21 protein-coding genes are annotated in these 26847 nt (G+C 50.9%); 8 read left to right on the top strand and 13 right to left on the bottom strand.

All coding sequences use genetic code 11. The features are described from left to right. Nucleotides 1-4: 4 nt before the first annotated feature. Complete coding sequence (gene isdC, locus R70331_RS30645) at nt 5-1030, bottom strand: heme uptake protein IsdC (RefSeq protein WP_052419156.1); 1026 nt, start codon at nt 1028-1030, stop codon at nt 5-7. A 417-nt stretch (nt 1031-1447) separates the two neighbouring features. On the opposite strand from isdC, the gene R70331_RS21765 reads away from it, so the two are divergent. From R70331_RS21765 to isdG, 4 genes are read left to right on the top strand one after another with little or no spacing between them, the layout of a single operon-like run. After that, complete coding sequence (locus R70331_RS21765; RefSeq protein WP_052419157.1) at nt 1448-2410, top strand: ABC transporter substrate-binding protein; 963 nt, start codon at nt 1448-1450, stop codon at nt 2408-2410. Beyond that, entirely contained in the window at nt 2407-3405 is a 999-nt protein-coding gene (locus R70331_RS21770) for a FecCD family ABC transporter permease (RefSeq protein ID WP_042179030.1), read from the top strand. The genes R70331_RS21765 and R70331_RS21770 overlap by 4 nt, the downstream gene beginning before the upstream one ends. After that, on the top strand, nt 3402-4229 hold the full coding sequence (locus R70331_RS21775) for an ABC transporter ATP-binding protein (protein WP_042179032.1): 828 nt from the start codon (nt 3402-3404) through the stop codon (nt 4227-4229). The genes R70331_RS21770 and R70331_RS21775 overlap by 4 nt, the downstream gene beginning before the upstream one ends. Beyond that, the gene (isdG, locus tag R70331_RS21780; protein WP_042179034.1) at nt 4226-4540 is read left to right on the top strand and encodes a heme oxygenase; all 315 of its coding nucleotides are present in this window, start codon (nt 4226-4228) and stop codon (nt 4538-4540) included. Before R70331_RS21775 ends, isdG begins: the two co-directional genes overlap by 4 nt. Before the next feature lie 66 nt (nt 4541-4606). Here isdG and R70331_RS21785 read toward each other — a convergent pair whose 3' ends face one another. The 11 genes from R70331_RS21785 to R70331_RS21835 all read right to left on the bottom strand — a co-directional run bounded on the left by R70331_RS21785 (nt 4607) and on the right by R70331_RS21835 (nt 21401). Next, on the bottom strand, nt 4607-5029 hold the full coding sequence (locus R70331_RS21785; protein WP_042179037.1) for an HIT family protein: 423 nt from the start codon (nt 5027-5029) through the stop codon (nt 4607-4609). Between the two features lie 558 nt (nt 5030-5587). Beyond that, nucleotides 5588-6526, bottom strand: a complete 939-nt coding sequence (locus tag R70331_RS21790) for a glycoside hydrolase family protein (RefSeq protein ID WP_042183042.1) — start codon at nt 6524-6526, stop codon at nt 5588-5590. Nucleotides 6527-6563: 37 nt separating this feature from the next. Beyond that, on the bottom strand, nt 6564-7991 hold the full coding sequence (locus R70331_RS21795) for a family 43 glycosylhydrolase (protein ID WP_042179040.1): 1428 nt from the start codon (nt 7989-7991) through the stop codon (nt 6564-6566). Between the two features lie 108 nt (nt 7992-8099). Continuing rightward, the gene (locus R70331_RS21800; RefSeq protein ID WP_042179043.1) at nt 8100-13487 is read right to left on the bottom strand and encodes a LamG-like jellyroll fold domain-containing protein; all 5388 of its coding nucleotides are present in this window, start codon (nt 13485-13487) and stop codon (nt 8100-8102) included. A gap of 89 nt (nt 13488-13576) precedes the next feature. Then, the gene (locus tag R70331_RS21805; RefSeq protein WP_042179046.1) at nt 13577-14512 is read right to left on the bottom strand and encodes a glycoside hydrolase family 43 protein; all 936 of its coding nucleotides are present in this window, start codon (nt 14510-14512) and stop codon (nt 13577-13579) included. A 21-nt stretch (nt 14513-14533) separates the two neighbouring features. Then, nucleotides 14534-15973, bottom strand: a complete 1440-nt coding sequence (locus R70331_RS21810) for a glycosyl hydrolase family 28 protein (RefSeq protein WP_042179049.1) — start codon at nt 15971-15973, stop codon at nt 14534-14536. Nucleotides 15974-16032: 59 nt separating this feature from the next. Continuing rightward, complete coding sequence (locus R70331_RS21815) at nt 16033-17607, bottom strand: DUF3502 domain-containing protein (RefSeq protein ID WP_052419158.1); 1575 nt, start codon at nt 17605-17607, stop codon at nt 16033-16035. Nucleotides 17608-17714: 107 nt separating this feature from the next. Beyond that, nucleotides 17715-18632, bottom strand: a complete 918-nt coding sequence (locus R70331_RS21820) for a carbohydrate ABC transporter permease (protein ID WP_231576330.1) — start codon at nt 18630-18632, stop codon at nt 17715-17717. 18 nt (nt 18633-18650) lie between these two features. Then, nucleotides 18651-19628, bottom strand: coding sequence for an ABC transporter permease (locus R70331_RS21825; RefSeq protein WP_081947703.1), 978 nt, complete (start codon nt 19626-19628; stop codon nt 18651-18653). A 311-nt stretch (nt 19629-19939) separates the two neighbouring features. Continuing rightward, nucleotides 19940-20914, bottom strand: a complete 975-nt coding sequence (locus R70331_RS21830) for an NADP-dependent oxidoreductase (RefSeq protein ID WP_231576331.1) — start codon at nt 20912-20914, stop codon at nt 19940-19942. 10 nt (nt 20915-20924) lie between these two features. Continuing rightward, nucleotides 20925-21401: a MarR family winged helix-turn-helix transcriptional regulator gene (locus R70331_RS21835; protein ID WP_231576332.1), complete on the bottom strand. Its 477-nt coding sequence runs from the start codon at nt 21399-21401 to the stop codon at nt 20925-20927. A gap of 433 nt (nt 21402-21834) precedes the next feature. Here R70331_RS21835 and R70331_RS21840 point away from each other — a divergent pair, with 433 nt between their 5' ends. Continuing rightward, nucleotides 21835-22803 (top strand): helix-turn-helix transcriptional regulator, encoded by a 969-nt coding sequence (locus R70331_RS21840; RefSeq protein ID WP_042179054.1) that lies wholly within the window; start codon nt 21835-21837, stop codon nt 22801-22803. Between the two features lie 199 nt (nt 22804-23002). Further along, entirely contained in the window at nt 23003-24568 is a 1566-nt protein-coding gene (locus R70331_RS21845; protein WP_052419160.1) for a stalk domain-containing protein, read from the top strand. 98 nt (nt 24569-24666) lie between these two features. Here R70331_RS21845 and R70331_RS21850 read toward each other — a convergent pair whose 3' ends face one another. After that, nucleotides 24667-25311, bottom strand: coding sequence for a sensor histidine kinase (locus R70331_RS21850; protein ID WP_052419161.1), 645 nt, complete (start codon nt 25309-25311; stop codon nt 24667-24669). A 225-nt stretch (nt 25312-25536) separates the two neighbouring features. Here R70331_RS21850 and R70331_RS21855 point away from each other — a divergent pair, with 225 nt between their 5' ends. Together R70331_RS21855 and R70331_RS21860 are read left to right on the top strand one after the other, a co-directional pair. Continuing rightward, nucleotides 25537-26097: a zinc-dependent metalloprotease family protein gene (locus R70331_RS21855; RefSeq protein ID WP_042179057.1), complete on the top strand. Its 561-nt coding sequence runs from the start codon at nt 25537-25539 to the stop codon at nt 26095-26097. 2 nt (nt 26098-26099) lie between these two features. Beyond that, nucleotides 26100-26825 carry a hypothetical protein gene (locus R70331_RS21860; protein WP_042179059.1) on the top strand — a complete coding sequence of 242 codons (726 nt, stop codon included), beginning with the start codon at nt 26100-26102 and terminating at the stop codon, nt 26823-26825. Nucleotides 26826-26847 lie beyond the last annotated feature (22 nt).

A 26847-nucleotide genomic window follows, 5' to 3' on the forward strand; every position in this document is an offset into this window, starting at 1 on the left:
TGGATCATTCCCCTTTTGGTTTATTTTTTCTGGCTCTGAAAATGGTGTAACCGGCTGCTGCTGCAAGTAATACTACTCCGCCGCCCAGCAGTATTGTATTGGAGGCCGGAGGTGCCTCCTGCTGCTGAAGCTCGTCAGCCGCTGTTTCACCGGCATCTGCCGGTCCGGCTGACGGCACGACGGTTGGCTCTGCTGCTGTAACTGCTGCTGCAGCTGGCTCATCCGTTGCCGCTGCTTGTGTAGCTGCAGGCTCGGCCGCTGCTGAGGCTGCCGGAGCAGCCGCCGCTCCCGCTGTTGCTGCAGGTACAGCCGTTGCCTCCGCTGCTGCAGCCGTTGCTGCGGCTTGCGGGGCATCTTGCTCCCCAGCAGTGACCTTCGGGTCATTCGTGGCCGCAGGCTTGCCCGTCTCTGCTGCGGCTGAAGCCGCTGGCTTGCTTGTCGCTGCAGCTGTGACAGCTGGCTTGTTTGCCGCCGCCGAAGCCGCGGGCTTACTTGTCGCCGTCACCGCCGGCTTGCTTGTTGCGGCAGGTTGACTCGTTGCTGCGGGCTTGCTTGCTGCAGGTTTGCTTGTTGCGGCAGGCACAGCCTGCTGTGCAACTTGCCCGGCTTCAAACACAAAACGGATCGTGTAATCATGATCGTATTCAATGGACGGTACCGTGACATGGATTTTGGCAATCACCGGTTCGTCCACATTGTTCACTTCAAATTCCACGATTCGTGTATCGGCTGCCTTGTCGCTGCTGATGACCTTTGCACCGCCGCCCGGCACCTGAAATTCAGTAATCCACTCGCTGTGGTTTAACTGCAGCCGGATAACGGCTGTTCCTCCCGATATGGTTACCTTCGCCGGCTTCTCAAAGTAATCATTGGCCATGGAAACGGATTCATCCTCGGCCTTCTTAACTACATACTCAACACTGTAGGTTCCGTCAGCCGGAGCAGCGGAAGCAATTAGGTCAGGCTGGAGTATACCTGCAAATGTAAGCAGAAGGATAACTGCCAGCCCTAATCTTCTGGAAATAGACACGGTAACCCCTTTGCCTCCTTTCTAAATTCTGCTGATTATCAGAATTTTATCATTGATAATCATTATTAATATCTCCGCAAAAAAAAAAGCAACTCTGCTTCTTTTTTGGCTCCAACATTAGCTTACTCTACTTGTGCCCTGCCGGTAACAAATAGATAGTGGCTGCTGAACTGATAATAAAGTGCTATTTTATAGTTTGTCAATCCTTTTTAGCTTATTTATTTTCTACCTCCTCCATATTCCTTGCCTGATCAAACCTAATATTTCAGCGATATTCTTTACATGCAGCCCCGTTTATCAACGGATTTTGTCCGCAATCCTGGCATAATTGTGAATTTTGTTTGACAATGATAATGAGAGTCATTATCATTCAAATTGCGAAGTCTTCCGCACATTCATTCACACAGGAGGTTAACCATGATTCATAAATGGTACAGGTCTCTCCTCCTTCTGGCGTTGTGTCCCCTTCTGCTTACTGCCTGCGGATCAGCTGCAGGGACAGAGGCTGCTAGTGCGGATGCAGCAGAGCCTGCAGTGAGCTTAACTGATTTTGCCGGAAGGCAGGTCAGCTTTCCTGCTGTTCCGCAGCATATTGTAGCACTCGGGAACGGGGAGGCCGACATTATTACCGCTCTGGGCGGAACCTTGGCAGGCAAGCCCGCATCTGTCGGAGCAGAGCCGGTCCAGGGGACCGGAGAGGTAATGCAGGTCGGATCTGCCCACGAAGTAGATCTCGAGAAGATTGCATACCTTAAAGCTGATGCCGTGCTTGGCAATGCTCAGATCAATGCCAAGGATGTCCCGGCTATTGAGAGCATCGGCGCCAAAATGGTACTGACCGAGGCCAACTCGGTAGAGGACATAACGAAGCAGATTCTGCTCTTCGGCGAGATGCTGGATAAAGTGCCTGAAGCACAGAAGCTGAGTGCGGAGATTGAAGCGGGGATACAGGCAGCTGCTGTCATCCCCAATGTGGAGAAGCCGAGGGTACTGCTGGTTTACGGCGCTCCCGGAACCTATATGGCGGCGCTGCCGAATTCGCTTGGCGGGAACATCCTGGAGCTTGCAGGCGGTGCTAATATTGCCGCCGGTTTCCCTGTTTTGCAGAGCTACCCGCAATATGCCACGCTCAGTACGGAACGGATTATGGAGGCTAATCCGCAGATCATTCTGATTATGACCCACGGCAGCGGCGAGGCGGTCCAAAAGGGCTTCGAGCAGGAAATGCAGCAGAATGCAGCCTGGAATTCCATCGATGCAGTTGTACATAACCACGTTCATGTATTGCCTTCCGATCTGTTCGGCACAAATCCCGGAACACGGGTGACCGAAGCGCTGCAGCTGATGGTCTCGCTGTTTGCAGAAACGGTGCAGCAATGAACAAGCAGCAGCGCAATACCCGTAGAACACTGGCTTTGATCCTTGCCCCGGTACTGCTTCTTCTGGCCTGTCTCTACGGATTGACTTATGGTTCTGTCTCCATCTCTCCCGGTGAGGTCTGGTCGATCCTGCTCGGCAGCCGTCCGGAAACGTCCGGACTGATCATTATGGATCTCCGGCTGCCCAGAGTGCTGCTCGGTCTGCTGGTCGGCGCCTGTCTTGCCGTCTCCGGCGCCCTGCTGCAGGGAGTCATGTCCAATCCCCTGGCCGATCCGGGCATCATCGGCGTCTCTGCCGGCGGAGGGCTGGCCGCTGTCATTACGATGGTGGTGCTGCCGCAGTACAGCTATCTGCTGCCTGCCTCGGCTTTTGCCGGCTCCTTCATCGCCGCAGCACTGATCTACCTGCTGGCCTGGGATAACGGAGCCTCCCCCGTCAAGATCGTGCTGGCGGGCGTGGCGATAAATGCCCTGATCGGCGCAGTCATGAACGGCTTCATGGTCGTCTTTAGCGACCGTGTCCAGGCCGTGCTCCCATGGCTGTCCGGCGGACTCAGCGGACGCAGCTGGCATCATCTCGGCTTTGCTGCCCCGTATGCGCTGGTTGGTCTCGCCCTGTCCCTGCTGGCCATCAAGCCGGCGAACCTGCTGCTGCTTGGCGATGATCCCGCGCGGCTGCTCGGGCTGCGGGCCGAAGTGTCCCGCTTCCTGATCATTCTGCTGGCCGCGCTGCTCGCAGGAACAGCTGTCAGTGTCGCCGGCTTAGTCGGCTTCGTCGGCCTTGTTGTCCCTCATGCTGTCCGGCTCCTGATCGGCGGGGATTACCGGTTCCTGCTCCCGGTATCCATGCTCGGCGGCGGAGCGCTGGTCGTCTTCACAGACACAGCTGCCCGTACGTGGTTCGATCCGGTGGAGCTGCCTGCAGGGATTCTGCTGGCCGGTGTCGGCGCCCCCTTCTTCCTCTACCTGCTGCGCAGAAGGAGGCTGACCGGATGACCTACGGTAATGATCCTGAGGTTCCGGCTCTTGAATGCCGCGGGCTCCATTATCAGCATGGTGGATTCAGGCTGAACAACATAGAGCTTAAGGTTCCGCGGGGACAGATAACAACGATAGTAGGTCCTAACGGCTCCGGCAAATCCACGCTGCTCCGGCTTCTTTCCGGGCTTAGCGTCCCCGAATCGGGCAAGGTTCTGATTGACGGCGGAGAGCTGCGCAGTATTCCGCGCCGCAAGCTCGCGAAGCTTCTTGCCATGCTGCCGCAGTCGAAGCAGGTGCCGGAGAATCTGACCGTACGGGAGCTGGCGGCTTACGGCCGCTCTCCCTACCAGAGTCCCTGGAAGCACAGGGCCAGTACTGAGGATGACACGTGGATTGACCGGGCGCTGGAGCTTACCGGCACTGCCGTTTATGCGGACCGCATGTTTCATACTTTATCCGGAGGTGAACAGCAAAGAGCCAGAATCGCGATGACGCTGGCCCAAAATACCGATATTCTGCTGCTCGACGAACCGACAACCTTTCTGGATATCACCCACCAGTTTGATCTGCTCGGCATGCTGGCGTCAATTAACCGCGAAACCGGTATGACCATTGTAATGGTGCTGCATGATCTCCCGCAGGCCGCCGCTTTCAGCCATCATATGATTGCCCTAAGACAAGGTACGCTTGCGGCGGCCGGAAATCCGCGGCAGCTGCTGGACACCGCTTTTTTACAGAAGGTATATGCCCTTGATGCTTCAGTAACTTATGTTGAGAACTACCCCGTCATTATTCCGCTTCAGACCAATCTATTAACCACTTGGAGGAATGAACTATGATTATCGTTAATAACACTTCACAAATTGCCAAAGGCCAATCTTCGCTGCTGATTAACCGTTTCGACAAAGTAGGCAAGGTTGAGGAAATGGAAGGCTTCCTGGGCCTTGAGGTGCTGCTGAATGAAAAGCCGGCTGAGTATGATGAGGTGACCATCAGTACACGCTGGGAGTCTAAAGAAGCCTTTCAGGGGTGGACCCGCAGCGATGCTTTCCGTGAGTCCCATTCCCACCGCCAGACACCGGAATATATCCTGTCCAACGCCATTTCTTATCACGAGGTCAAAATCGTCCGCAATCCCATCAGCGCCTGATAAGTCACAAAAAACAGCGTATACCGGAGCTTAACCGGTAGACGCTGTTTTTGTTATGCAGGCATTCTACAGAAACTTTTGCAGCAGCGCGATCCGTTCCGCATACTCCTCATCTGGTAAATATGTCTGCCCCGGATTCATCTCAAAGGTTGAACCCCAGTCCTTCCCGCCTTCATACTTAGGTACAATATGCATATGCAGGTGGTGCAGCTTATCCCCGTAAGCCCCGTAGTTGAGCTTGTCCGGCCCAAAGGCCTGGTCGATCGCGGCAGCCGCCTTTTGCACATCACCCATAAAGGCCGCCAATTCCTCCGGAGACAGCTGGAACAGCTCTTTTACATGATCCTTGTATACGACATTGCATCTGCCCTTATGCGTCTGCTCCTTGAACAGGAATACCGTCGATACCGCAAGCTGTGCCACCTCAAGCATCAGATTATCGCGGCGTTCATCCTCCATACAATACATGCACTCGTTATTCTTTTCCATGTTGAAGACATCCCTTCAGGTACGATTATGTACAGCTCTATCCCTTCTATCCTGCACTTATAATCTGCTGCCAGCAGTTACAATAGTTACAGGCTCCGTCAGAAAAAAACGGCTCCCTCCTTCCTAAAAAGAGGGGAGCCGTTCATAAAGTCAGTTTGTTGTCAGGGGCCTGCCTTCTCCTTTACCGCTCTTCTCCGCCGGATGTGATTAAGTGCCGGTGCCAGTCCTATGACTCTTTTTTGCTGCGCTGCAGGGTTCCGTTGCCGTAATTATCCTGATCTACGCAGGTTAACGCGTACCGGTTGCTCATTTCCTGTATGTAACGGACCGGGCAGCCCTTATTTCTGCTTTCAGTCCGTTTTTGCAGGCTAACGGACCCCAGAGCCCCTATGGCAGCACATACATCCCCATATTCGCAGCTGGGCAGGTGATAAAGTCATCGTGGTCCGTTAGCCGGCTGAAAGAGTTACTTTCCGGTAAATAAGGGCTCTGCAGTCCGTTAGCACTGCAAGATCCGGATGGATTCTAGAGCAGGAACAAAACAAACAAATCCGCCCATTAATTCTGCTCCGGCAGCAGCTTGAGCTCAAACACCTCATTACGGTCGCAGACTAGCACACCGTCAACCACATCCAGCCGGGCAGCCTGAACCGAGGAACGGCGGCTCTGGTATCTGCCTTCAGGGCTGTCTTCACGCTCGCTGCCGTCTCTTCCGGGATGCGTGAAGTAGAAAATATAAGCCTCGTCTCCCTGCACGACGACATCTGCATGCAGCCCGATAGTACCGTCATCCTCGCGGGTTCCCGGCTGGTCCAGGATCAGCCCGCTGCGTTCCCATGTGTCCAGGTCACCGGAACGGAAGACACCCTGCCCGCGCCATTCGTCTACAATCATCCAGTAATGGTCTTTGAACCGGAAGACGTTGGCCCCTTCATGCGGCCGTCCGGTAATGACAGGTCCGGTAACCTCCCAGCGGTACAGGTCCATGCTGTCCGCCGCATAGGTATGCGATCCGTTCGCTTCGTCCTTGTACCACATGCGGAATCCGCCGCCGGGCAGCTCATGGATGCAGGCGTCGATTACCCGGTCCGAGCTCAGCTCAAGCCGGGAACGGAAGGTCCAGTCCAGCAGGTTAGGACTGGTATAGTGGAGCATATCGCGCCGGTGGCCGGCCCAGCCGGACGGAATACCCTGAATGTAGCTGACGTACATATGGTAAAGCCCTTCATGCCAGATAATCTCAGGTGCCCAGAACGTGTTGCGGCCCCATTCAATATCGAGCCCCTGCAGGGTGCCGCGGTACAGCCAGCTTGTCCCGCCGTCGCGCGAGGAAGCAACACCGAGGTCTGTGCCGTGCACCCAGGCCACACCTTCCCCCTCTGCCGTCACTCTGCGGTTCGTATAAATCATCCACCATTCCTGGGCTTCCCGGTTCCAAGTGATGACCGGATCAGCCGCCCCGTCGTATACCGGGTCCCTGAATAAAGGTGCCTTCATTGTGTTATCCTCTCCCGCTGCAATTTGGTTGCTGTTCTTATAATCCCGCCCGGTACTTAAAGCCGCTGAACCGTACCTCACCAGCACCTGAAGCATTCAGCGCAATACGCAGGCTCAGGAAGCCTCCGAGCACATTATGGTGGAAGCCGGACATTTCAAACCCGTGATCCAGCTTGCTCCACTCCCCTTCGGCATCCATGAAATACAGGCTTACTTCGTGCTCGTCATTAATAAGCCTTAAGGTTACTGAGCCTCCGGACGCTGCCGAGCGTTCGCTCGTATTGCCGTTGCGGTATGCAAACGCCTCTCTCCCGTCAAAGCCGATGCCGTAGTGGAAGCCCGGCTTGTAGAACAGGCCGAGCGTCCCGTACGCTCCGTCTTCAACAGCTACAGTAACCTCGGCGGTATACGTATGATGTACCGGAATGCACAGCAGCGGCCCGGGCTGCTCCCCGGGAACAGCTATTAATACTACACTATTCTCATCTATCAGATAATTTCCCGGACGTACTCCTCCCCAAAAATGCCAGTGCAGCCCCAGACCGCCGGATTCCTCAGACACCAGCGCCCGGTCCGGCGGCCCTTCGGCTGCTGAAGTCGCGGAAGCCGGAGCAGCCTCCGTCCCCGCCTCCTGAACACCTGCGATGAACCAGCCGTCCGCCGTCCAGGTTACCGGTTCAAGCAGCGTCTGCCTGCCGAGCGGATAGTAGTCTTTTTCATAAGCATGATAGACAAGGTACCAGTCTCCCTCCGGCGTATCCACCAGCGTGCCGTGCCCTTTCGACCACCACTGCTCACTGCGGTGCTGTGTGCGTATAACCGGATTATGCGGGGAGTTAGCCCACGGTCCGTCTAGTGATGCCGCGCGTGCGGAGACGATCATATGACTGGTAGCCGGTCCGGCCGTCCCGCCTTGTGCACTGGTCATATAATAGTTACCGTCCTTGTAAGTCAGCTTGGGGGATTCCAGATAGAACCCCTCCGTCAGCCATTCCTTCGGATAGCGCCAGCCCGCATATACCTGCTCCAATTCGCCTGCTGTAGACAAGCCGTCTTTGGACAAACGTATTCTGTAGCCTTCCGACAGAAACAGATAGCGGTTGCCCTGCTGATCTGCTGCATGACCTGGATCAATATACCCGACCTTCAGATCCGCCGGCCTGCTCCACTGACCTGCCGGATTCTCTGCTGTCACAACCCAATTCGTTCCCCCTGCAGGAAAATAGATATAGAAAAGTCCCTCATGATAAATGAAATCCGGCGCCATAATTGAACCGCCTACATGCTCTAGTACGGCATGGCAGACCGGCTCCCAGTCCGTCAGATTCAGGGAATGCCATATAAGCAGCCCCGGTGTGTAGTGGAAAGAAGAATGCGTCATATAATAGTGATCCCCGGCTCTTACTATAGACGGATCGGGATAATCTCCTGCAAGAATGGCGTTAATGCCTTGAATACGTGTCATGATTAGCCTCCACTAATAGAATTGATAACAGCTTGCCAGGAACTGCTGAACAGAAAAGATGCAGTCTGCCCCCAGGGCAGCTGCACCTTTTTTCCGCCATCCTGTACCTTACTTTACAACTACAGTTAGCGTCACGCTCTCTGATTCACCTGCCGGATTAACCAGAACAGCACGATACTCATACACTCCTGCAGTTTTTCCTGATAGCACCGTTGCTGCTGTCTGGGCAGCCGGTGTAGCTTCGCTCAGCTTTTGTGAATCTATCATTCTGCCGTTCTCATACAGGCGGTATTCAGAAGCATTTGTACCCCACCAGAGGTTCATGGTAATGCTGTAACTGCCATCGCCATCCCAGTTGTCATGGGATAACACCGGTTTGCCGGGAGCTGCATCCGTCACGGTGACAGTCAACGGATCACTTTTCACCGTTCCGTAGCTGTTGATCAGCTCACCGACATACGTATAGGTTCCGTTCGTTCTGCCGGATATTTCTGCCTTGGCGGTCTGGGCCTGCGGTGAGCTGTTCTTCAGCTCCTGAGTAGAGATCAGCCTGCCGTTTTCATACAGCTTGAACACAGTCCCGTTCTCTCCCCACCATAGGTTCATAGTGACGGTGTAGCTGCCGTCTTTGAGCCCCGTATCATGCCCGTTGTTGTCGGACAGAACCGGCTTGCCGGGTGCAGCTGTTGCGTCTGAGGGTCCGGTTCCTCCGGTCTTGCGGAACACAGCCTGCAGATTCCAGTCGCGCGTCACATTGTAGGATTTAACCCCGCCAAGGTAGCCGCCGGCATACGTTGTCAGATTAAACAGCGGGTATTCTGTCCACAGATAACCCGCAGACAATCCATAAAAGCTTACCGGCTCAACCCATTTCACAAATTCATAGCCGGGCGCGGGAACCGCAAGAACGGTAACGGCTGTAAGGTCGCCATGCACCGTCAACACGCTTCCTTCATTGCCTGAAGGCTGCGGGGCAGGCGGCAGGCCGTTCGGATTCACATACACTATCGTTGTCCCGGCCGCAGGATCATTGGCTGTTGTGGTGATTGTGTAGACAGGATCGTAGCTTGCGAGACCCGTGCCTGTCTGCCCGAAGAGCCGCAGCTCCGAGATATTGCCGTACCAGTTGCCGCCGTTAATCCGCAAATAACGGAACCCGGCGTCCTTGTACCGGTCCAGCACTCTGACCGGCTGCCATGTGTCATAGCTGTAATTTTTGGAGCCCTCGGAGACCGTTATCCAGGTCACTCCGTCTGCCGACGCGCTTACGTTCACGCCTGAAGCTCTGGCCGGGAATCCGTTGCGGTTCAGTATTTCAATACGTTCAAGCTGAACCCTTTTGCTGCTGTCCTCTGCGCCAAAATCTAGAGTGTAATGTCCGTATCCGCCGCCCCCGGCTCTTACATCCGGGAAGGTAGACATTTTACCGTCAAACAATAAGGGGATCTCTCCCGCATCGAGAGTATTGTCCGAACCGGTAATATGCGCCTCGGCTGCCGCATTAATCTCGTTAGCTGTATCCGAAACAAGAATTTTGCGGGACACCAGTGTATTGTTTGCACCTGTGGTATAGCTGTCAGGGTAGCTGTATACGGTATCTGCCGGAGTACCGTCTGCCAAAGTGTAATCGAGCGAAATAGCGGCATAGCCCGGCTTCGTTCCGGCACGGACGGTGTACTCGGCCGTATAGCTGCCGTTCTGGTGATCTGTAACCTGTACAGCCTCCTCTTGAATTGCAGCCCGGATATTGGTGATCGGCTCATCTGCTGTAAAGGAAAGAATCACTTTATCCCCGATAACCGCTCTTGGCGGAACTGGCAACGTATCCTGCACCGGCACGGCGTTCAGCACCTTGAGGCTGATGTCCCTGACCACACCGGCCGTCTCGTAGCGTTCCCCGAATATATGCAGATCCGCAACAGTAAACGGCTGATCCTCGGTGTAGTCGTCCTTGTTTAATACACCGGCCGTGATATCCTTCATGCGGAAGTAGCGGAAGCCGGTATCCTTGAATTCATTCTTCACCGTATAGCTGAACCAGCTGGTGGTATATTCTGAGATATCATCAGAGATCCGCACCCAGTTCGCATAATCATTGGAGGCCAGTATGACAGCCCCCTCGGAGCGGGCAGGGAACCCGGCGTCCGGCAGCAGCCTGAACGAATCCGGCTTCACCTTGAAGCCTGCGCCGAAATCAATCGTGAACTGCTTATCATCCGCAATCCAGCGGATTGGAATGCCGGAAGCATACAGGTCTACCAGCGAAGCCATATTGATGCTTGCGCTGTCCGGGGCCCCGACGGCTATGCCGTTCAGATCAAGCGCTCCGTCATCAAGCAGCGGATTTAACAGCCGCAGCCCTCTTTCAGCATCCTTAAGCTCCAGCAGCGCCGTATTCCGCGCCACTTCATCACCGGAGCTGATGAGCGCAAGCGCAGCATCATATTTGCTGCGGAATAGGCTATAGCCGGCTGTCTCATACGTTTTGGCCGGATCATAGGCGCTAACCGCATTCGCAATTGCATCACTATAATGGCCGGCCACCGTCACGGTGACTTCCAGCAGCTTGATGGCGGTTCCGTTGGATACCGTCACATAGAAGGAATAATCGCCGGGCGGCTGCGATGCCGGTAGCTTCCCGGTCAGTACGCCCGCACTGCTGACGGATATTTCTGCATCCGCCAGGAAGCCGGTATCATCGCCGGAGATGCCATACGTCAAGCTCTGTCCGGCATTGGCCGCTGCGTTGGAGACATCATACAGCAGCTGTGCTGACGGATAGGCATCCAGTCCGAGCGTACTGGCATTTCCTTTGAAGCTCGGCGATTTCACTGTAGAGCTGTTGACGAGCACATGATCGAGTTCGATAGAATCGCCAGGCTCCCCGGATATTCTGAAATAAAGGATTGAATCTGCCTGAAATGCTGTAGCAGGCAGAGCAGAGAGGTTGATAACCGCATATTTCCATTCCCCTCCGGTATCAGGCAGCCTGAACGAAGTAAACGGCTCCTTGTCTGTATCGCCTTGCAGAGCCAGCGTTGTAATGGCGTTGCTCCTGATCCTGACAGCCAGGTCGCCGCTACGCCAGATGCCCATCCCGTAGACGGCGAATAAAGAGTCTTCTGTTGATAACTCTACGCGTACTGCATCTGCTGTCCTGACCGTACCGCTGTCAAACGGGGTGAACCGGGTCTCCAGCTGGTAAGGTACTGTCCCCCCATTCTCCTGGGCAAGTACAGAAGGGACGGGTGTTCCTGCAGCCGCCTCCGGAATATAGAGCCAGGAGTCGTTGACGGTCAGCCCATACACTTCCCACGTCCGGTACATAGCTTCGGCCACATACTGAAAGTCAGGATTATTGTCCGTATAGCCTTTTCCGTATTTATAGATATAATAGTAATCCTCACGGCCGCCGAGCCGTCCCCGTCTGTCCGGACTTACCGGGGCATTCAAGCCGTCATTAAAGGACACATCATATCCCAGATTATATTTGTAGAAAAAATTCACACCTTTGATCAGCCTGTCGTTCATAAAAGAATATACGTCTACTCCCTGATCCGCTGCTGTTCCTGTGACCGGATCAAGCAATGTACCTTGAGCGGAAATAATTGCGGCCAGAACGGCCAGACCTTCAATATTATCAAAGGAATGCGGCTGGTCGCGGACCATCTCTTTAACGGCTATAACCGGCTCAGGAAGCTCGTTACCGCTGCTGTCTACCGTAAATTCATACATGGCATTGGCGATAGCGCCGTTCTGATACGGCATTGTCGTGCCGGCATTCACAGTCGCCCACTCCAGGATGCGTTCATAGTCGGCCTTACTGTCCATGAACACGTAAGAGGATAACGTAGCCATGACTGAGGTCTGGTGCTGGTTCAGCCAGTTGGTATTGCGTTCCATCCACAGCCTGAGCGCCGGCTTCTGGAAATTATCACTGTACTGCTGCGAATATTCTTCCTTCCACTCCAGCTCCTCACGCCCTGTGCTTGTATAACGCAGCAGCTCCGCTGCGGCATTCATCATGTACATGGGCGGTCCCTGCTGAATATGCGCATCTGTCACATATTTTGCCAGCGACGGGTCGAGGCTCCCCCATAACAGAACGATACGCATGGCTTTTTCCCGGTAATCGGCATCCCCGGTCATGAAGTACATAACAGCCTGATAATAAGCCGCTGTCGCATCCTGGGTCATCTGATTGTTGAACAGACTGGTGCTATAGTTGTTATAGGAATAATTCGGTACAAGCTGGCCGAAATCTGCCGCCGGATCTTTATCATTTTTAATGGCATACGATTTGGAGGCAAAGCTGCTGGCGGCAAAAGCTGTATAATACCCGTACCACGGCTGCTCTTTGTTCAGAATGTGCTCCCTCACCCGCAGCAGCTCCTGCGGGGCAACACTGACAGCCGGATGAACCAGCTCTGTCCCCGTATTGTTGATGAATACCGGCAGCGGCTCAGCAAGATTCTGCATCGCAGTTACCAGCTCTGCCGCAGCCGCCAGAAGAGCGGCTTGCTCCGCAGCCGGATCGGCCCTAAGTACCTCAGCCTGCTCCAGAACCTCAAGCAGCCTGCCCCAGGTTTCCGCTGAATAGTACCGCTGTCCTTCTGTGATGATTTTCCGGGCCTGTGCTATGGCTGAGTCCACGCTTGAGGACAGATAAAGAGCCTGAAGCTCAGCTGCATTCAAGGCATAATGATAGATCCGGAATTCATCCAGCGAGCCATTGAACAGCGGATCAGCAAACTGGCTCTTCCCGAGGTAATTAAGCGATGGTTTTATCTGGCTTGGTTTAATCGACACATTGGCTTCGGCCTGCTGCTCCCCGTTCACATACAGGCGCGCCTTGCCGCCGCCCAGCGTCACAGCCACATGCGTCCACTGGCCTGCGGCAAGCTGGGCGGTCTGGACGGATTGCTCGCTCCCGCCGTTCTTGACGGCAAACCGCATATAATTGCCTGTCTTGGGCGTCAGGAACATATATTGGGTTGTGCCGTTCCCGAAGTCGAAGATTCGCTGCCAGTCCTTTCCTCCCTTCCAGTTCACCCAGGCGGATACCGTGATTTCGTCGGCGGCCGCTGAGGGTAGATTGGCCGGCAGGGTCACATAGCTGTCGCTGCCGTTCAGGCTGATCGCCTGGCCCACCCGGCCCTCTGCATAGACCGGGGTTCCGGATACCGCTGCGTCAGCTAGGCCATCCTCACTGCCGGCGTTGCCGTCAAACGGGTAGCGCACTACATTCCCGTAAGCAGACGCTGTAACGGTAACTGCAGCTTCAGCCGGCACTTCTGTTACCGGGGCTTCAATATAAGTGGAGTCCGTAACCCCGGCACGTATTCCATCGTCTGACACAGAAGAGGTTAGGACGGTTCCGGCAGACAGCCGAGTTGTACCGCCTGCAGCCTCTGCGGGAAATACCGGCGTAGCTGCCAAGATAACCGAAACTGCCGCAATTGCACATTTGTACATCCAGCTTTTTAGCGTTTTCATTTTTTCCTCCCGGGTTCATTTTGTTGAACAATCCCAGTACTTTTAATGAAGGCCCTCTCCTTATCCCGGTAAAGCTCTTTTTCTGGTTGCTAGCTAAAATGACGCCGGATACGCTCGTATTCGTCAACCGTAATGGCCAGCACCGTCCCGTGCTTGAAGCGGTAAGGAAAGCTGAACTGCTCATCGGAGCGGACAAACCGCCCGTCCTGCAGCGTGTCGGCGATGAACGGAACATAGCCCTGACCCTCGCCGCGTATGCCGTAAAAATCAAGCATCAGGCACCATTTTCCGCCCGGAAGCTTGAATGCGGTAGGACCTTCGTACGCGCCAGGCGTAATTTTAGCCATTTCTGCGGCAAAACTCATATTCTCTGTATAAGCTCCGGTAAGCGTCTCTCCATGCTGCAGCATAATGCCGGCCGGATCAGCCTCGCTTTTCAGGAACCGGTAATACCGGCCTCCCTCCTCATACAGCGCGGAATCAATGATGCCGCTCCCGTCCTTCCTGCACAGCAGCTTCGGCTTGTCAAAGCTTATGAAATCCCTGGTCCGTGTGTAAAAGATCGCCTTGTCACCAAACTGATTGGAGGCATGGGCTGCGCTAAAATGAATGACGTACTCATCCCGCCCCGCATCATGGAATACTTCCGGTGCCCACAGGCAGCCGAAGTATTCATCGCCCAGTTCTACCATCCGCTGCTCCGACCAGTTCACAAATTCCTCTGATTCCCAGAGCGCCAGATGCTTACTCCCGCTGCGGGCGATATTCGCCCATTTTCCTTCATACTTGCTATTAAAGCTGTTAGCCAGGCTAAGATCGGTGGAGAGAATATAAAAGGTTCCGGATGCTGTACGGACGATAGTGTGATCCCGCACGCCCTTCTCTCCTTTATTGCTCCACAGCACCGGTTCACCGCCGTTCACCTGCTCCCAGTTGAATCCGTCCCTGCTGAGACCGAAGTAGACCTGCTCCCCGTCCGGTGTCTCCTTCTCCCGGAAATGTACAAATAAATAAGCGCTGTTCATGTGCTGTTCCTCCTAATACCCCTATGTCTCAAACGAAATCCCCTTCGCATACTCATTCACCTCAAGCACGCCCTGCTCCGGCTGCAGAATCGTCTGCCCGTTTACCTTGAGGCTCTTGAAGGTCACATGACGGATAGTCCGTTCGCCATCATAACCGAAGATCTGGATCGGCCGCGCATTATCTCCGTTATACGAAATATCCTCAAAGCGGATCTGCTCGATCCGGTGTCCGGGGACAGGGTTATAGTCCTTGTTCCATACCACTCTAAGGTCGATTAGACGTCCAAGCTCGAAGGGCTCGACCCGGATATTCCGGTAGAGCACATTCCTGATTGTATTTTTATCACCGGCATTGATGGCCATGGCTCCCATATAATTTGCCTGCGGCTCATGATGCTCCAGAATATCGATGTTCTCGAACACGATGTCTTCAATAATGTCGCCGTTCCCGTGATGGTCACCGTGGATACCGATCATCAGCGGATGGGCGACGTCGGCCCAGAGGATGGAATTACGCACCCGGATGCCGCTGCTGTTCCCGTAATAGTCCCAGCGTGAGCCGTAGATCGCGATGCAGTCATCCGAGGTGCGCAGAAAAACATCATCAATCTCAATATCAGTGCAGGCCATCATATCAATGCCGTCCGACCACCCCCGGGTGCTGAAGGATTTGAAATTACGGATGGACACCTGCCGCGACTTGCCCAGATAAATGCTGTAATGAGGCGGGTCCAGCGTAATAATGCCTTCAACCGAGATATGCTCCGAGAACATAATCCGGATGCCGCGGAAGGCCGAGAAGCGGTGAAAGTCAGACAAGCGGATAATCCCTCTGCCGCGTATGGACACATCGTGAACGTGATCGCAGACCATAGAGCCTGCCACAACGGCGCCGCCGGCAATATAGACGGTTATCCCGGATGGAATTCTTAGCAGTGTCTCCTCGATATAATGCATTCCCGGTGCAAAATAAAGCGTATCCCGCACCCGCCCGTCTGTTCCCTCAGCTGCTGCCAGCAGACGGAAGATATCCTCTGTCCGGTGAATGGCCGGCTCCAGCAGGAGAACGTTCTCCTGCCGCGGGTCCGGTGCATCACTCTCACAGGGGTTCGCGAACAGGTGCAGATTACTGAACCGTTCCCCGTTAATTTCGATGGACAGCTTCTGCGGACGGTCCAGCATAAAGGTCAATTCCCGGTCTGTCTGCTCAAACGGGAGGCCCGCTGACAGCGGACGGATTACGGCGTCATGAATCGGCCTGCCCAGACTTTCTACCCTTACCTCCACTTTCCCGCTCATATCAAAATAGGCCATAGAAGCACTACGCACATTGTGCATATCCACCTTGACCTCATACACAAACAGCTGCTGCCAGGCTTCCCCGGGAATCCGCACATATACTGCAAAATCCTCCTTGCCGGGTACGTCCGGCGGAGCTGTGTAAACCACAAGTTTATCCATAGGTCCTCCATAGAAAAGCCGCCCGAGAAAATAAATCATGCTCTAGGCGGCTCTTATCTTTATTTTCCTGCTTTGTAGGCATCCACTTGCTTCTGCAGTTCAGCCAGATAAGTATCGAAGCCGGCATCCTTCAGCTGCTTTTGTACCTTTGCCAAATCGCCGTCGATGTCATTGGTCATTCCTACACTGAGCGGCTGGATATATTGGGTTTTTACCGTCTCCAGATTGGACAGCTCGGTAGGCAGCGAGCTGGTATCGAAGCTGAAGCCTTCATAAGGGTCGGTACCGCCGGCTTCTGCACGCTTAGCGCCCTCTATCTGGATGCTATCGAATATAGCCTTCCACTCTCCAGGATAATTGACCTGAAGCGCCTGATAACCGTCATACAGCCCTGTCCATGCAGGCTTGATATTATCGGTTGGAATGCCCTCATACAGAATATATCCGTCCGAATCAACCTTGTAATTTTCGCCTTCTACACCATAAGCCAGTAAATTGTAGTAGGTCTGGTCGGTATGGCCTTTTTCAATAAATTTGAGTGCTTCCAGCGCATGCTGAGTATTAGCGCCTACAGAAATCATGGTAATCGTGCTTGGCGACATTTTAGGCAGGAAGGCCGGGGCATTGTTATCCATAAAGAAGTCATACCAGCCATAGGTTGAATCCGGCAGCGCCTCTTTTAGCTGATTGATATAGTTGTTGCTGATTGCACCAAGGTGGTTATTGAATTCAAGCGGCTTCTGGTCCACCTTCATCAGCTCCAGCGTTTCGGCAGTCGCATTGCCCTGTGCAGCGAGCACGTCATGATCAACAATGCCGTCGTCATACCATTGCTTGGCCTTGGCTACGGCCTCTTCATACTCAGGCGTATCGTAGATGCTGATGATCTTGTAAGGATCATCAAAGGAAGCAACGGCATAATCAGCTGCAACCGTATAGTATTTGCTGGCAATCAGCTGGGAGTAAATATTAGTGCCAAACCGCTTGTCATTCAGCATCGGGGTAGACGGATATTCCTCTTTGGCTTTGTAGAGATATTGCTCGGCTGTTTCCAGACTGCTGATCTCCGGAAGCCCCCACTTCTGGCGCAGGTCCTCACGGTACAGCATGCCTTCCCCGCCGCCGCCCGGCTTGTTGTATTGCGGAATGCCGAATACCTTGCCGTCGATTTTTACGCGGTCGAGCGAGCCTTTGTAGTGCTCTACCAGATCGGGCGTTTCTTCCAGAAGCGGCGTCAGATCGGCAAAAGCGTTCTTGGTGGCAAAGTTGGCAAAATCAGACCAGGCACCGCCGACATAAAGATCATATTCCTTGGCGGCGATAGCGCGGCTAATCTGGTTTTTCTCATCGCCCCATGGGATATAGTCGAACCGGACCCGGATACCGAGATCCTTTTCAGTCAAAGCGTCCAGCTCTTTATAAAATTTATCCAGCCCGCTTTTCGGTTCGTTCCCCATCGTAATCGCTTTCAATTCAATGATTTCTTTCGGTGCATCCGTTGCTGCCGAATTACCGGTCTTAGCAGGCTCACTTCCGCTGTTGCCGCTGCCCGAATTCGAGCAGGCTGTAGACAGGCCCAGCAATAAGGCCATGGATGTGACGAACATTGTCTTTGTGATTTGCTTTCTTTTCAAGCTTAACCCCTCCATTATTAGAACAAGTATATGTTCAGCGGAGAAAACAGTAAATATGTCTTCTCCGCTTCAAACCAGATGCTTCAGCCGCTTTGGACTGCCGCCCCTTAACCCTTCACACTGCCGACAACCAGCCCGCTGACAAAATAGCGCTGCACAAACGGATAGAACAGCAGGACCGGACCGGTGACCAGCATCGCCGTAGCCAGCTTCATTGTTTCGCTGGGCAGCTGCTGGGTAATCAGGACATCTGAGCCCTTGACAGCATCTGTTACTCTGGACAGCATCCGGTAGAGCAGGTACTGCAGCCCCCATTTATCCTTATCCGTGATCAGATAGAGGCTGTAGGTAAACCAGTTGTTCCAGTAGCCCAGTGCGGTGAACAGGCCGATAGTCGCCATGGCCGGCTTGGTAAGCGGAATGATAATCTGCCAGTAGATCCGGAAATCTCCGGCCCCGTCGATTCTCGCTGATTCCATCAGCGCATCGGGAATCCCCTTGATGAAGTTCCGGAACAGGAATACGTTGAACGCAGACATCAGACCGCCGAGAATAACAGACCAGAGCGAGTGATTCAGATGCAGCACATTGGCTACTACGAGATACGTAGGGATCAGCCCGCCGCTGAACAGCGTCGTGAAGTAGACGAAGAAGGATACCTTGTCCCTATGCCTAAAATCCGGGCGGGAAAGCACATATCCCCCCATAGAGGTACAGAGCAGGCCAAGAAAGGTCCCTACCGCTGTTACATAGATCGTAACCATATAGGCTCTGCCGATCGTGTTGCCCAGAGAAGTGAAGACAACCCGGTAGGCCTCCAGTGTGAAGCCCTTGGGTATAATTGAATATCCGCTCCGCACTACCTCCGACTCTGTACTCAAGGAGCCGGAGAGCATAATAATAAATGGAATTACGCAGAGCAGAGCGCCGATAGAAACCACCGTCACAGCGATAACATCGAATATCCTTGTCCCCGCATCCTTGCGGATTTTACTGCCGTGTTTATCAACAGCCACAGAACTCACGTACAATCACAGCCCTTTCTAGAATAAAGAATTTTCCCGGTCTACCTTCCTGACAATGGCATTCACGGTCAGAATGAGCAGCAGGCCGAATACGGATTGATACAAGCCCGCAGCCGTTCCCAGATTGATGCTAAAGTTAACGGTCAATGAACGGTACACATAAGTGTCAATGATGTCCGTCGCGTTCAGCAGCAGCCCGTTATTGCCGACGATGTTCCAGAAAAGGTCGAATTGTCCCTTCAGTATGCCGCCAACCGCGAACAGCAGCAGAATAATGACCGTCGGCTTGAGCAGCGGAAGGGTAACATACCGGATGCGCTGCCATTTGGAAGCTCCGTCCACGTAAGCGGCCTCATAAATGCTCTCGTCGATCCCCATAATGGAAGCCAGATAAATGACCGTTCCATAGCCCAGGCTCTTCCAGATCTCAACGACAACAATGATGATCGGCCAGACCCAGGGGGTGCGGTAGAAATCGAATTTCTCCATGCCCAGCGAAGTGAACATATTGTTGAGTACGCCGTAGTTAAAATTGAACAGGTTATAGATAATGGAGCCGATAATAACCATCGAGACAAAATAAGGCATAAACATCAGTGTCTGCGAGGTTTTGACGAACCGTTTGAACGCAATCTCCTTGAGCAGCACAGCCATCCCGATCTGGCACACATTACTCAGAATAATAAAAGCCACGTTGTAGAGGATGGTATTGCGTGTCAGCTTCCAGATGATCGAGTCCGCCCCGCCCTTGAACAGAAACTCGAAATTCTGCAGGCCGACGAACGGGCTCAGTAGTCCTTTGCTGAAATCATAATTGGTAAAAGCATTGTACAGCCCCGCAAGCGGCAGATAGTTAAAGGCTATAAAATAGGCGAACAGCGGGAGGAGCATAAAATAATAGGTTTTATGTGCTCTAAAGTCCGCGAATGGCTTAGCTTTCCGTTTAAGCGCTTTCTTATTAAGCGCTTTCGAAGCGGCCGGTGATACCTGGTTCATGCAATCACTTCTCCTTTCATCCCTAATTCTACCGCCGTGCCTGCACGGGAAATATCACAAATAACCAAGATTCCTTGCAAAAAAGGATGCTGTTCGCCCCGGCACCAATCTACGCAGGCACAAAAAAAGAAGGCTGTTGGCCCTCTTTTTGGATATTGAAAGATTATTAGGTAGAATATTCGGCATTTAAGAAATTACGTAAACGAGATGTTAGTGTTTCCTGAATGGCGAATTCGGATGACACCATATAGGGAATGAGACAAGAAAACAACATCCAGCGCATCAGCACCCGTGTTGTTTCGCTGTTAGAACTAGTTTGCATTCATCAGCAAAATTCTTCCCCGTCCATGTCTTGCTTCGCTTTTCTCCAGTGCTTTTTCCGCTTGATTTAACGGGAATATGGAATCAACCTCTGCTTTAATCGTGCCTTCGGCCAGTAACTCCGTTATACGCTGTAAGTCCTCTCGGGTAGGGAATCTGGTATTGAATTTCGCTGTAACACCATGCTTTTGAGCGTTCTCCTGGGAGGGGTCTTGAGTCAAGGAAACAAAGATTCCGCCTTTCTTCAGGACGGCCCAGGATCTGGTCTCCGTCTCGCCTCCAACAGAATCAACTACCAGGTCGACTTCGCCCGCCGCTTCCTCGAAATTTGTTGTGGTATAATCGATGACCTGATCGGCACCCAATGACTTAACGAAGTCCAGGTTAGAGGCTGAAGCTGTGGCAATTACGATTGCTCCCTTCCACTTGGCCAGCTGAACAGCAAATTGTCCAACGCCGCCCGCTGCGGCATGAATAAGAACGGTTTGCCCGGCTTGAAGTTCACCTTCAGTGAACAGCGCTTTCCAGGCGGCTTCGGCTCCTGCTTTAATTGTTGCCGCATCTTCAAAGGTAAGACCTTCAGGCATTTTCATCAGCTCTTGGGCTTTAGCAACTCCATACTCCGCATAAGCGCCTCTGATCATACCGAAAATGCGATCACCGGGTGTGAACTCTGTTACGCTTTGTCCTGCCTCTTCGACAACGCCTGAAGCATAAAAACCAGGGGTGTAGGGCATGGTTACAGGAAAAACATTTTGCAGCCAACCGTTCCGAATCTTATAGTCGAGTGGAATAACCGCAGCATATACGATGCGAACAAGAACTTCATCCGCTTCCGGTAAAGGACGCTCAACCGTGTCTACCTTTAGAACCTCTGGACCGCCATATTCATTGACCACAACAGCTTGCATATACTTTTCTGACATGTCTATCTCTCCTCCGATATTCATCATCATCTTGTTCATTCCGTTCGGTTCAATCCTCTAGTACAGCGGTAATTTTTTTGGCCAAAGCTGCGAACTGCACTTTTTCTTCAGCAGTAAGATTTTGAGTTGTAATCTCTTCCATTCTGTTCCAGACTTTAGTGACGCTAGATTCCATTTCACGCCCTGCCAGGGTGAGGGAGACGAGGGTTACCCGTCTATCTTCTTCAGAGCGGCTGCAGGTGACAAGCCCCGCGTCTTCCAGCCGGCGAACGGATTTCGCAATTGTAGAGTGATCAAGGCGCAACGCTCTCGAGAGACTATTCTGTGACTGGCTGTCTCTTTGCCAGAGCTGCATCAGTACGAGTTCCTGCCCGGGATATAAACCTGCTTCCCGAAGCAGGTGTCCTGCAACCCGATGATGGGAACGGGCCAGACTGAAGATTGAGAAGCTTACTGGAAATTGGGTGACAGCATTCATTTCGTTCTCTATGCTTCCTTTGTTGTCGCTGTTCTTCAATTTTGTCATCCCTCCTTTTATGTGGTCGTCAACATATTTCATGAACTTAAGATAACATTTAAATATGTTGCCGTCAACATATTTAAAATTAAATTGTTATCGGCGAATCTGCAGTCAGCATACTGGCTGATGCTGAATTTGTTCTTCGGGTCTGTCGTACTCTATTTGCAAATTAATCATGAAGTTCTCAGTCTTGGGACAAAATCAAGCATATGCATAGTGACGTATTTTACTCACCTGCATTTCATAAAGCGCAAGATGTTACTGGAGGTTAGAAGTAAACCTTGAGATATTGTCCACCTGGCAGTTTGGATGATAAAATATGAGCTGCCTGGCGAGTAAAGGAAAAATATCCTCTCTTTTTCCGCAAGTAGAATCAAGCAATGCAATTTCCATTACTCTACAATGGCTATAGAGTGGTTGAAACGAGGTGAACAGTCGAATGTACGAGTGGCACAAGCAAATCCAAATCATCGTTAATGAAATTGACGAATGTATTAAGAAACGTAACAGTGAAGCAATAACGCTACGATTTCTTTCCCGCAAGTTAGGTTATTCCAAATTTCATACTACGAGAAAATTTAAAGAAGTATCGGGTATGCAATTTAGGGATTATCTGCGGCACAGAAAATTAGCTTTTGCACTAAAAGAGGTTCGGGATAATGAGAGAAGCATTTTGGATATTGCTTTTGATTATGGTTTTTCATCACATGAAGCTTTTACCAGGGCTTTCAAGGGAACATATGGTGTAACTCCAAGTGAATACCGGAAAAAGCCTATGCCTGTCGCCCTTCGTACAAAAATAAACGCTTTCGACCGCTACTTTTTCGGATTTGGAGAGATTGGTATGATCAAATCTGCAGATGATGTTAACATTTATTTTGTAACCATTCCCGCACATAAATTTTTGCACATTAAAAACTATGAGAGTAACGGGTATTGGGATTTTTGGCAAAAGCAAAGTCTTATTCCGGGACAGGACTGCGAAACCATCTCCGGCTTACTCGATAGTATCAAGGACAAATTGGATGACGATGGCGGGAGTGAATCTAACGGCGGCAGCGGTCAGATTATGGCTTACATTAATGACCGGGATGGCAGACTCTGTGATTGGGGTATTCCGCGTACAGAGTGTTTTGGTGTACGTCTTCCTTTTGATTATAGAGGTGAAGTACCGCCACACATGCTTATGATTGATGTTCCCGAAGCCGAGTATATTGTTTTTGAACATGGGCCATTCCATTATGAGCAGGAAAATCGTAGCGTAGAGGGAAAGATGGAAAGTGCAATGGCAGCATTTGATTTTGCAGACACTGGGTACTGCTTTGATACTTCCCCTGGGAGAATCATTTACGTTTATCACGATCCGGAGCGGTTTTTGAAGTATATCAGGCCAGTACGGAAGTTATAATCAATACAAACTGCTGACTACAGGTTCATCAGGTATGCACCTGTAGTCCATTTGGTGTATTGTTATTTTTAGATAGCGTATGCTAGCCTATTGCGACAAGGTATACCGGATGGAAGACGGGAAATTGTCGTTGTCATAAAGGGAATGGTTAACAATTGTCGAATCTAGTCACTATGACAATTCGAGGAGTGTATCCATTTTGCGTAACCCGATCAAACTTCAACTAATCACGTTTCTAGCTTTCTTGCTAAGCCTCGTTGCTATTCCATCCGCGTTTGCAGAGGCTTCTCTTATCTCAGACAAAAACTTGGAACAAGCGATTCGAGTCGAGCTAGAGAAACCGGCTGGCGCCATTACCAAAGAAGATCTACAGACTATTACATCTCTCTATCCCGCTGACTCTGAGCAGAAAATTACCAGTTTAAGCGGACTAGAGCATGCTGTTAATTTAGAGAGCTTGATGCTCCCGGGACTTGGCATTACCAATATTGAGCCGCTTAAAAATCTGCATAAAATCACCTTCCTGGCTCTGAATGACAATCAGCTCACTCAAATGGAGCCGCTGCAGGAGCTGACTCAACTGAAGCAGCTTATTGTCGACTCAAACAACATAGAGAAGCTTGATGCACTAGCGGGATTAACCAATCTAACGGACTTGTTAATCGGCCATAATCAGCTAAAGGACCTGTCGCCTATTCAATCTTTAGTCAAACTGAACTGGCTGAGCATAAACGATAACCAAATCCAGTCTCTTGAACCGCTAAGAGATCACCCGGAGCTAGAACATTTATACTTCGAGAATAATAAGGTCCAGGATATTAGCGTCTTAACAAGTCTTCCGAAGCTTAAGGAGGTCTCACTCGGCAATAACCCTTTGAATGCGAAAGCAGAGAAAATCCTGACTGAACTCGCTGCCAAAGGCGTCAAAGTGCTTGAAGAAGAGGATGATAAGGATGAAGAACCAGCACCACCTTCAGATCCTGACGCAATCATGGTGCTGTTGAATGGGGAGATCGTTAATTTTCAAGTCCCGCCCATCCAGCAAAATGGATCTGTACTTGTCCCGTTCCGCGCTATTTTCGAAGCATTGGGACTGAAGGTGGACTGGGATCCAAAAACGCAAACGATCAAGGGAAGTAAACCAGGTACACTTATCAAGCTTAAAGTAGGTTCAACTACTGCGGAGATCAATGGCAATCAGAAAAAACTGACAGTAGCCCCTTCAATCATCAAGGGCAGCACCTACGTTCCATTACGTTTTATCGGCGAAGCAGTGGATGCGAAGGTGGACTGGCTGGCGGACATTCAAGCAGCCCTCATTTATACGAAGCAGCCATTTGCGACCAAAGATAAAAAAATCCAAGTCACAGGCTACGGCAATTGGAGGGACGTAACCTCTTCTATTGAGAACACAGGAGATCACCAGCTTTTGTTAAGCTTACCAGAGCAAAACACGATACTTATTCAGCATTATAGTAAGAGCGATTTAGATATGAATTTCGAAGAATATGTTAGCTTCGTCAAAAAAGATATAACGGACGAATATGCGGTGGAAATCACTGAGAAGTCTGTTAAGGTCGGGACAATCGATGCGAAGCAGTTGACCTATCGCTTAAGCGAGAACAATGAAATGATCGAAGTTCAAATGATTCTATGCGAGCAAAATAACGAAATCTATACCCTATTGTCTGTTTTTCCATCGCAGGCCAGCAAAAAAGCCAACGCTGAATTCAAGGAACTCGTGAAGAGTATACAATTAAACTAGCATTATAAGCGAACAACAACAGCGGCAGCCCAAGACTTTATTTAATAAGTCTTGGGCTGCCGCTGCTTCGTTAAATGAATAACTCTAATACTAGACTTTCACAAAACACGCATAACAGGAACGTCTATAATGACACTGGTCCCTTTGCCCGCTGCACTTATGAACGTTATCTCTCTGGCTTCACCGCCAAAAAACAGGCTCAGGCGCTTGCTGATATTCTCAACCCCGTAGCCGCTTCCCTGGTAGCCCGAATGCCGCTCCTCCCGTTCGCTTATACCTGCGCCGTCGTCTTCAACGGTAATCCGCAGCCTGTCCTGTTCAATCCGCCCTGTAATCCGGATCGTTCCCCTGCGCTCCTCCGTCTCCATAATGCCGTGCACAATCGCATTTTCCACCAGCGGCTGCAGGGTGATCTTGGGCAGCATGCAGCTAAGCGCATCGTCCTCTACGCTGATCTCCAGTCTGATCCTGTCTTTATACCGGTTCTGCTGGATGTCCATATAGATGCTGCACAGCCTGACCTCGTCACCCACGGTAACGAAATCCTTGCCTTTATTCAGCACCAGCTTGTAATAATCCGACAGGGCGTGAATCACCCGCTGGATATTGTCCACCTCATCCTTCTGGGCCATCCAGTTCACCATATCCAGCGTGTTATACAAAAAATGCGGATTGATCTGGGACTGCAGCGCCTTCAGCTCCGCCCCCTTCTTCTCCTGCCCCAGCCTGAACTGCTCCTCCATCAGCTCCTGCACACTATTGATCTACAGGAAGGAAAGTCGGCACAATGAAGCAGACAGAGCGAACAGAATGAGGTTTAGGATGTAAACTGCTAGTCCGTAAAATGAAATATTCTCAATATTCTCAAATGTAATTTTATAACATAAAAAAACATACTATTCTTTCATTGGTAAAAAATGATAGAATACTAGAGGATCTAAATCAGGATTTTTTTAGGAGGTATACATTTGAAAGTATCAAAGTACATTTTAGCTGGTTCACTGCTGTCCGCTGCATTATTATTAACCTCCCCCTCAGTAAAAGCTAATTATTACACAGGTGGGTTTGCGACAGGTTTTCTGACTTATGGAGTCGGCTCCGGCGGCTCATCCTCAATTGCAAGCACAGCAGCGCAGCAATGGAACGGAGTAAGTTCCAAGGTCAGTCTAAGTTACTCCAGTGCTTCAAACCAATATGGTTCTACTGCTAATATTGTTACCTACTTCAATTCAGATCCAGCACCAACAACTGATGATTACGGAATTACTTATGCTTACAGCAGTTATACAGGAACTTCTGCTACCCCCGCGTATTATGACGGTTTATGGGTTAAAGCGATTTGTTTTCAATATACCAATTCCGCTCTTAATACGACTACAAGAAAAACCGGGACTGCAACACATGAGTTGGGACATGCTCTAAGCCTAGACCACGCATACGAAGTTGCAGTGATGCAGCAGGGCGTTAAGGATTTTTACACTTTAAAATCCTATGATATTAATAATCTAAAATGGAAATGGGGAAATTAAAAATGAGAAAATCTACATTCCTCAGCACAATTCTATTCAGCCTGATAATAGGATTTGTTACTTTCGATCATATTAGTGAAAGGAACAAACCGGCGGATGTCGTTGTCTATGGCAGTCATGCAGAATATGATTACGATGATATAGTTAATAGAGCGGATGTCGTTGCATTGATTAAAGTTAATGATGAGTTAACCAAAGACAATAGTACGATTGTTTATTTAGAAAATTCACCTCTTATTAAATATCATTATGCCAGTAGAGAAGCAGAAGTCCTGGAGTATTATAAAAATGATTTAGGTTTAAAGGATAATATTAAATTTAACGAACCTGTTGCCATAACTCCCAATAATGAATATATCCACAGTGAAGAATACATTGCCTTTGAAAAAGATCAAAAGTATATCGTATTTTTATCCAAAGACAATGGCTTAAATGAATTGAGTATTATTGCGTCTAACAATGGTAAAGTTGACTTGCAGGATTTCTCCAATAACGAATACCAGGATGTTGCTATTAGAAGTGTGCTGCATGCTAACGGCATAGAGATTCCGCAAGACAGTATAATAAACTATGACCTCCCACAAAAAAAGGCAGCCTCGGGTTCAGGTGAGCAGATTAATAACAATAAGTATTTCGAACTGCCGATTAATCATTATGTCGATCAGAATTCACAAATCGAATATTTCAATATCCAAGGTATACCATTTTCTATCGAAAAAAACGAATAGTAGCTTACTTAACAATAAGAAT

The organism is Paenibacillus sp. FSL R7-0331 (assembly GCF_000758645.1).
GTDB lineage: Bacteria > Bacillota > Bacilli > Paenibacillales > Paenibacillaceae > Paenibacillus_AQ > Paenibacillus_AQ camerounensis.

Excerpts from the sequence above, each read along its gene's own strand:
- R70331_RS21775 (WP_042179032.1), top strand. The coding sequence starts at position 3,402 with ATGACCTACGGTAATGATCCTGAGGTTCCGGCTCTTGAATGCCGCGGG.
- isdG (WP_042179034.1), top strand. The coding sequence starts at position 4,226 with ATGATTATCGTTAATAACACTTCACAAATTGCCAAAGGCCAATCTTCG.
- R70331_RS21850 (WP_052419161.1), bottom strand. The coding sequence starts at position 25,311 with ATGGAGGAGCAGTTCAGGCTGGGGCAGGAGAAGAAGGGGGCGGAGCTG.
- R70331_RS21805 (WP_042179046.1), bottom strand. The coding sequence starts at position 14,512 with ATGAACAGCGCTTATTTATTTGTACATTTCCGGGAGAAGGAGACACCG.
- R70331_RS21825 (WP_081947703.1), bottom strand. The coding sequence starts at position 19,628 with ATGAACCAGGTATCACCGGCCGCTTCGAAAGCGCTTAATAAGAAAGCG.
- R70331_RS21770 (WP_042179030.1), top strand. The coding sequence starts at position 2,407 with ATGAACAAGCAGCAGCGCAATACCCGTAGAACACTGGCTTTGATCCTT.
- R70331_RS21835 (WP_231576332.1), bottom strand. The coding sequence starts at position 21,401 with ATGACAAAATTGAAGAACAGCGACAACAAAGGAAGCATAGAGAACGAA.
- R70331_RS21785 (WP_042179037.1), bottom strand. The coding sequence starts at position 5,029 with ATGGAAAAGAATAACGAGTGCATGTATTGTATGGAGGATGAACGCCGC.
- R70331_RS21830 (WP_231576331.1), bottom strand. The coding sequence starts at position 20,914 with ATGAACAAGATGATGATGAATATCGGAGGAGAGATAGACATGTCAGAA.
- R70331_RS21840 (WP_042179054.1), top strand. The coding sequence starts at position 21,835 with ATGTACGAGTGGCACAAGCAAATCCAAATCATCGTTAATGAAATTGAC.
- R70331_RS21810 (WP_042179049.1), bottom strand. The coding sequence starts at position 15,973 with ATGGATAAACTTGTGGTTTACACAGCTCCGCCGGACGTACCCGGCAAG.
- R70331_RS21795 (WP_042179040.1), bottom strand. The coding sequence starts at position 7,991 with ATGACACGTATTCAAGGCATTAACGCCATTCTTGCAGGAGATTATCCC.
- R70331_RS21800 (WP_042179043.1), bottom strand. The coding sequence starts at position 13,487 with ATGAAAACGCTAAAAAGCTGGATGTACAAATGTGCAATTGCGGCAGTT.
- R70331_RS21765 (WP_052419157.1), top strand. The coding sequence starts at position 1,448 with ATGATTCATAAATGGTACAGGTCTCTCCTCCTTCTGGCGTTGTGTCCC.
- R70331_RS21790 (WP_042183042.1), bottom strand. The coding sequence starts at position 6,526 with ATGAAGGCACCTTTATTCAGGGACCCGGTATACGACGGGGCGGCTGAT.
- R70331_RS21860 (WP_042179059.1), top strand. The coding sequence starts at position 26,100 with ATGAGAAAATCTACATTCCTCAGCACAATTCTATTCAGCCTGATAATA.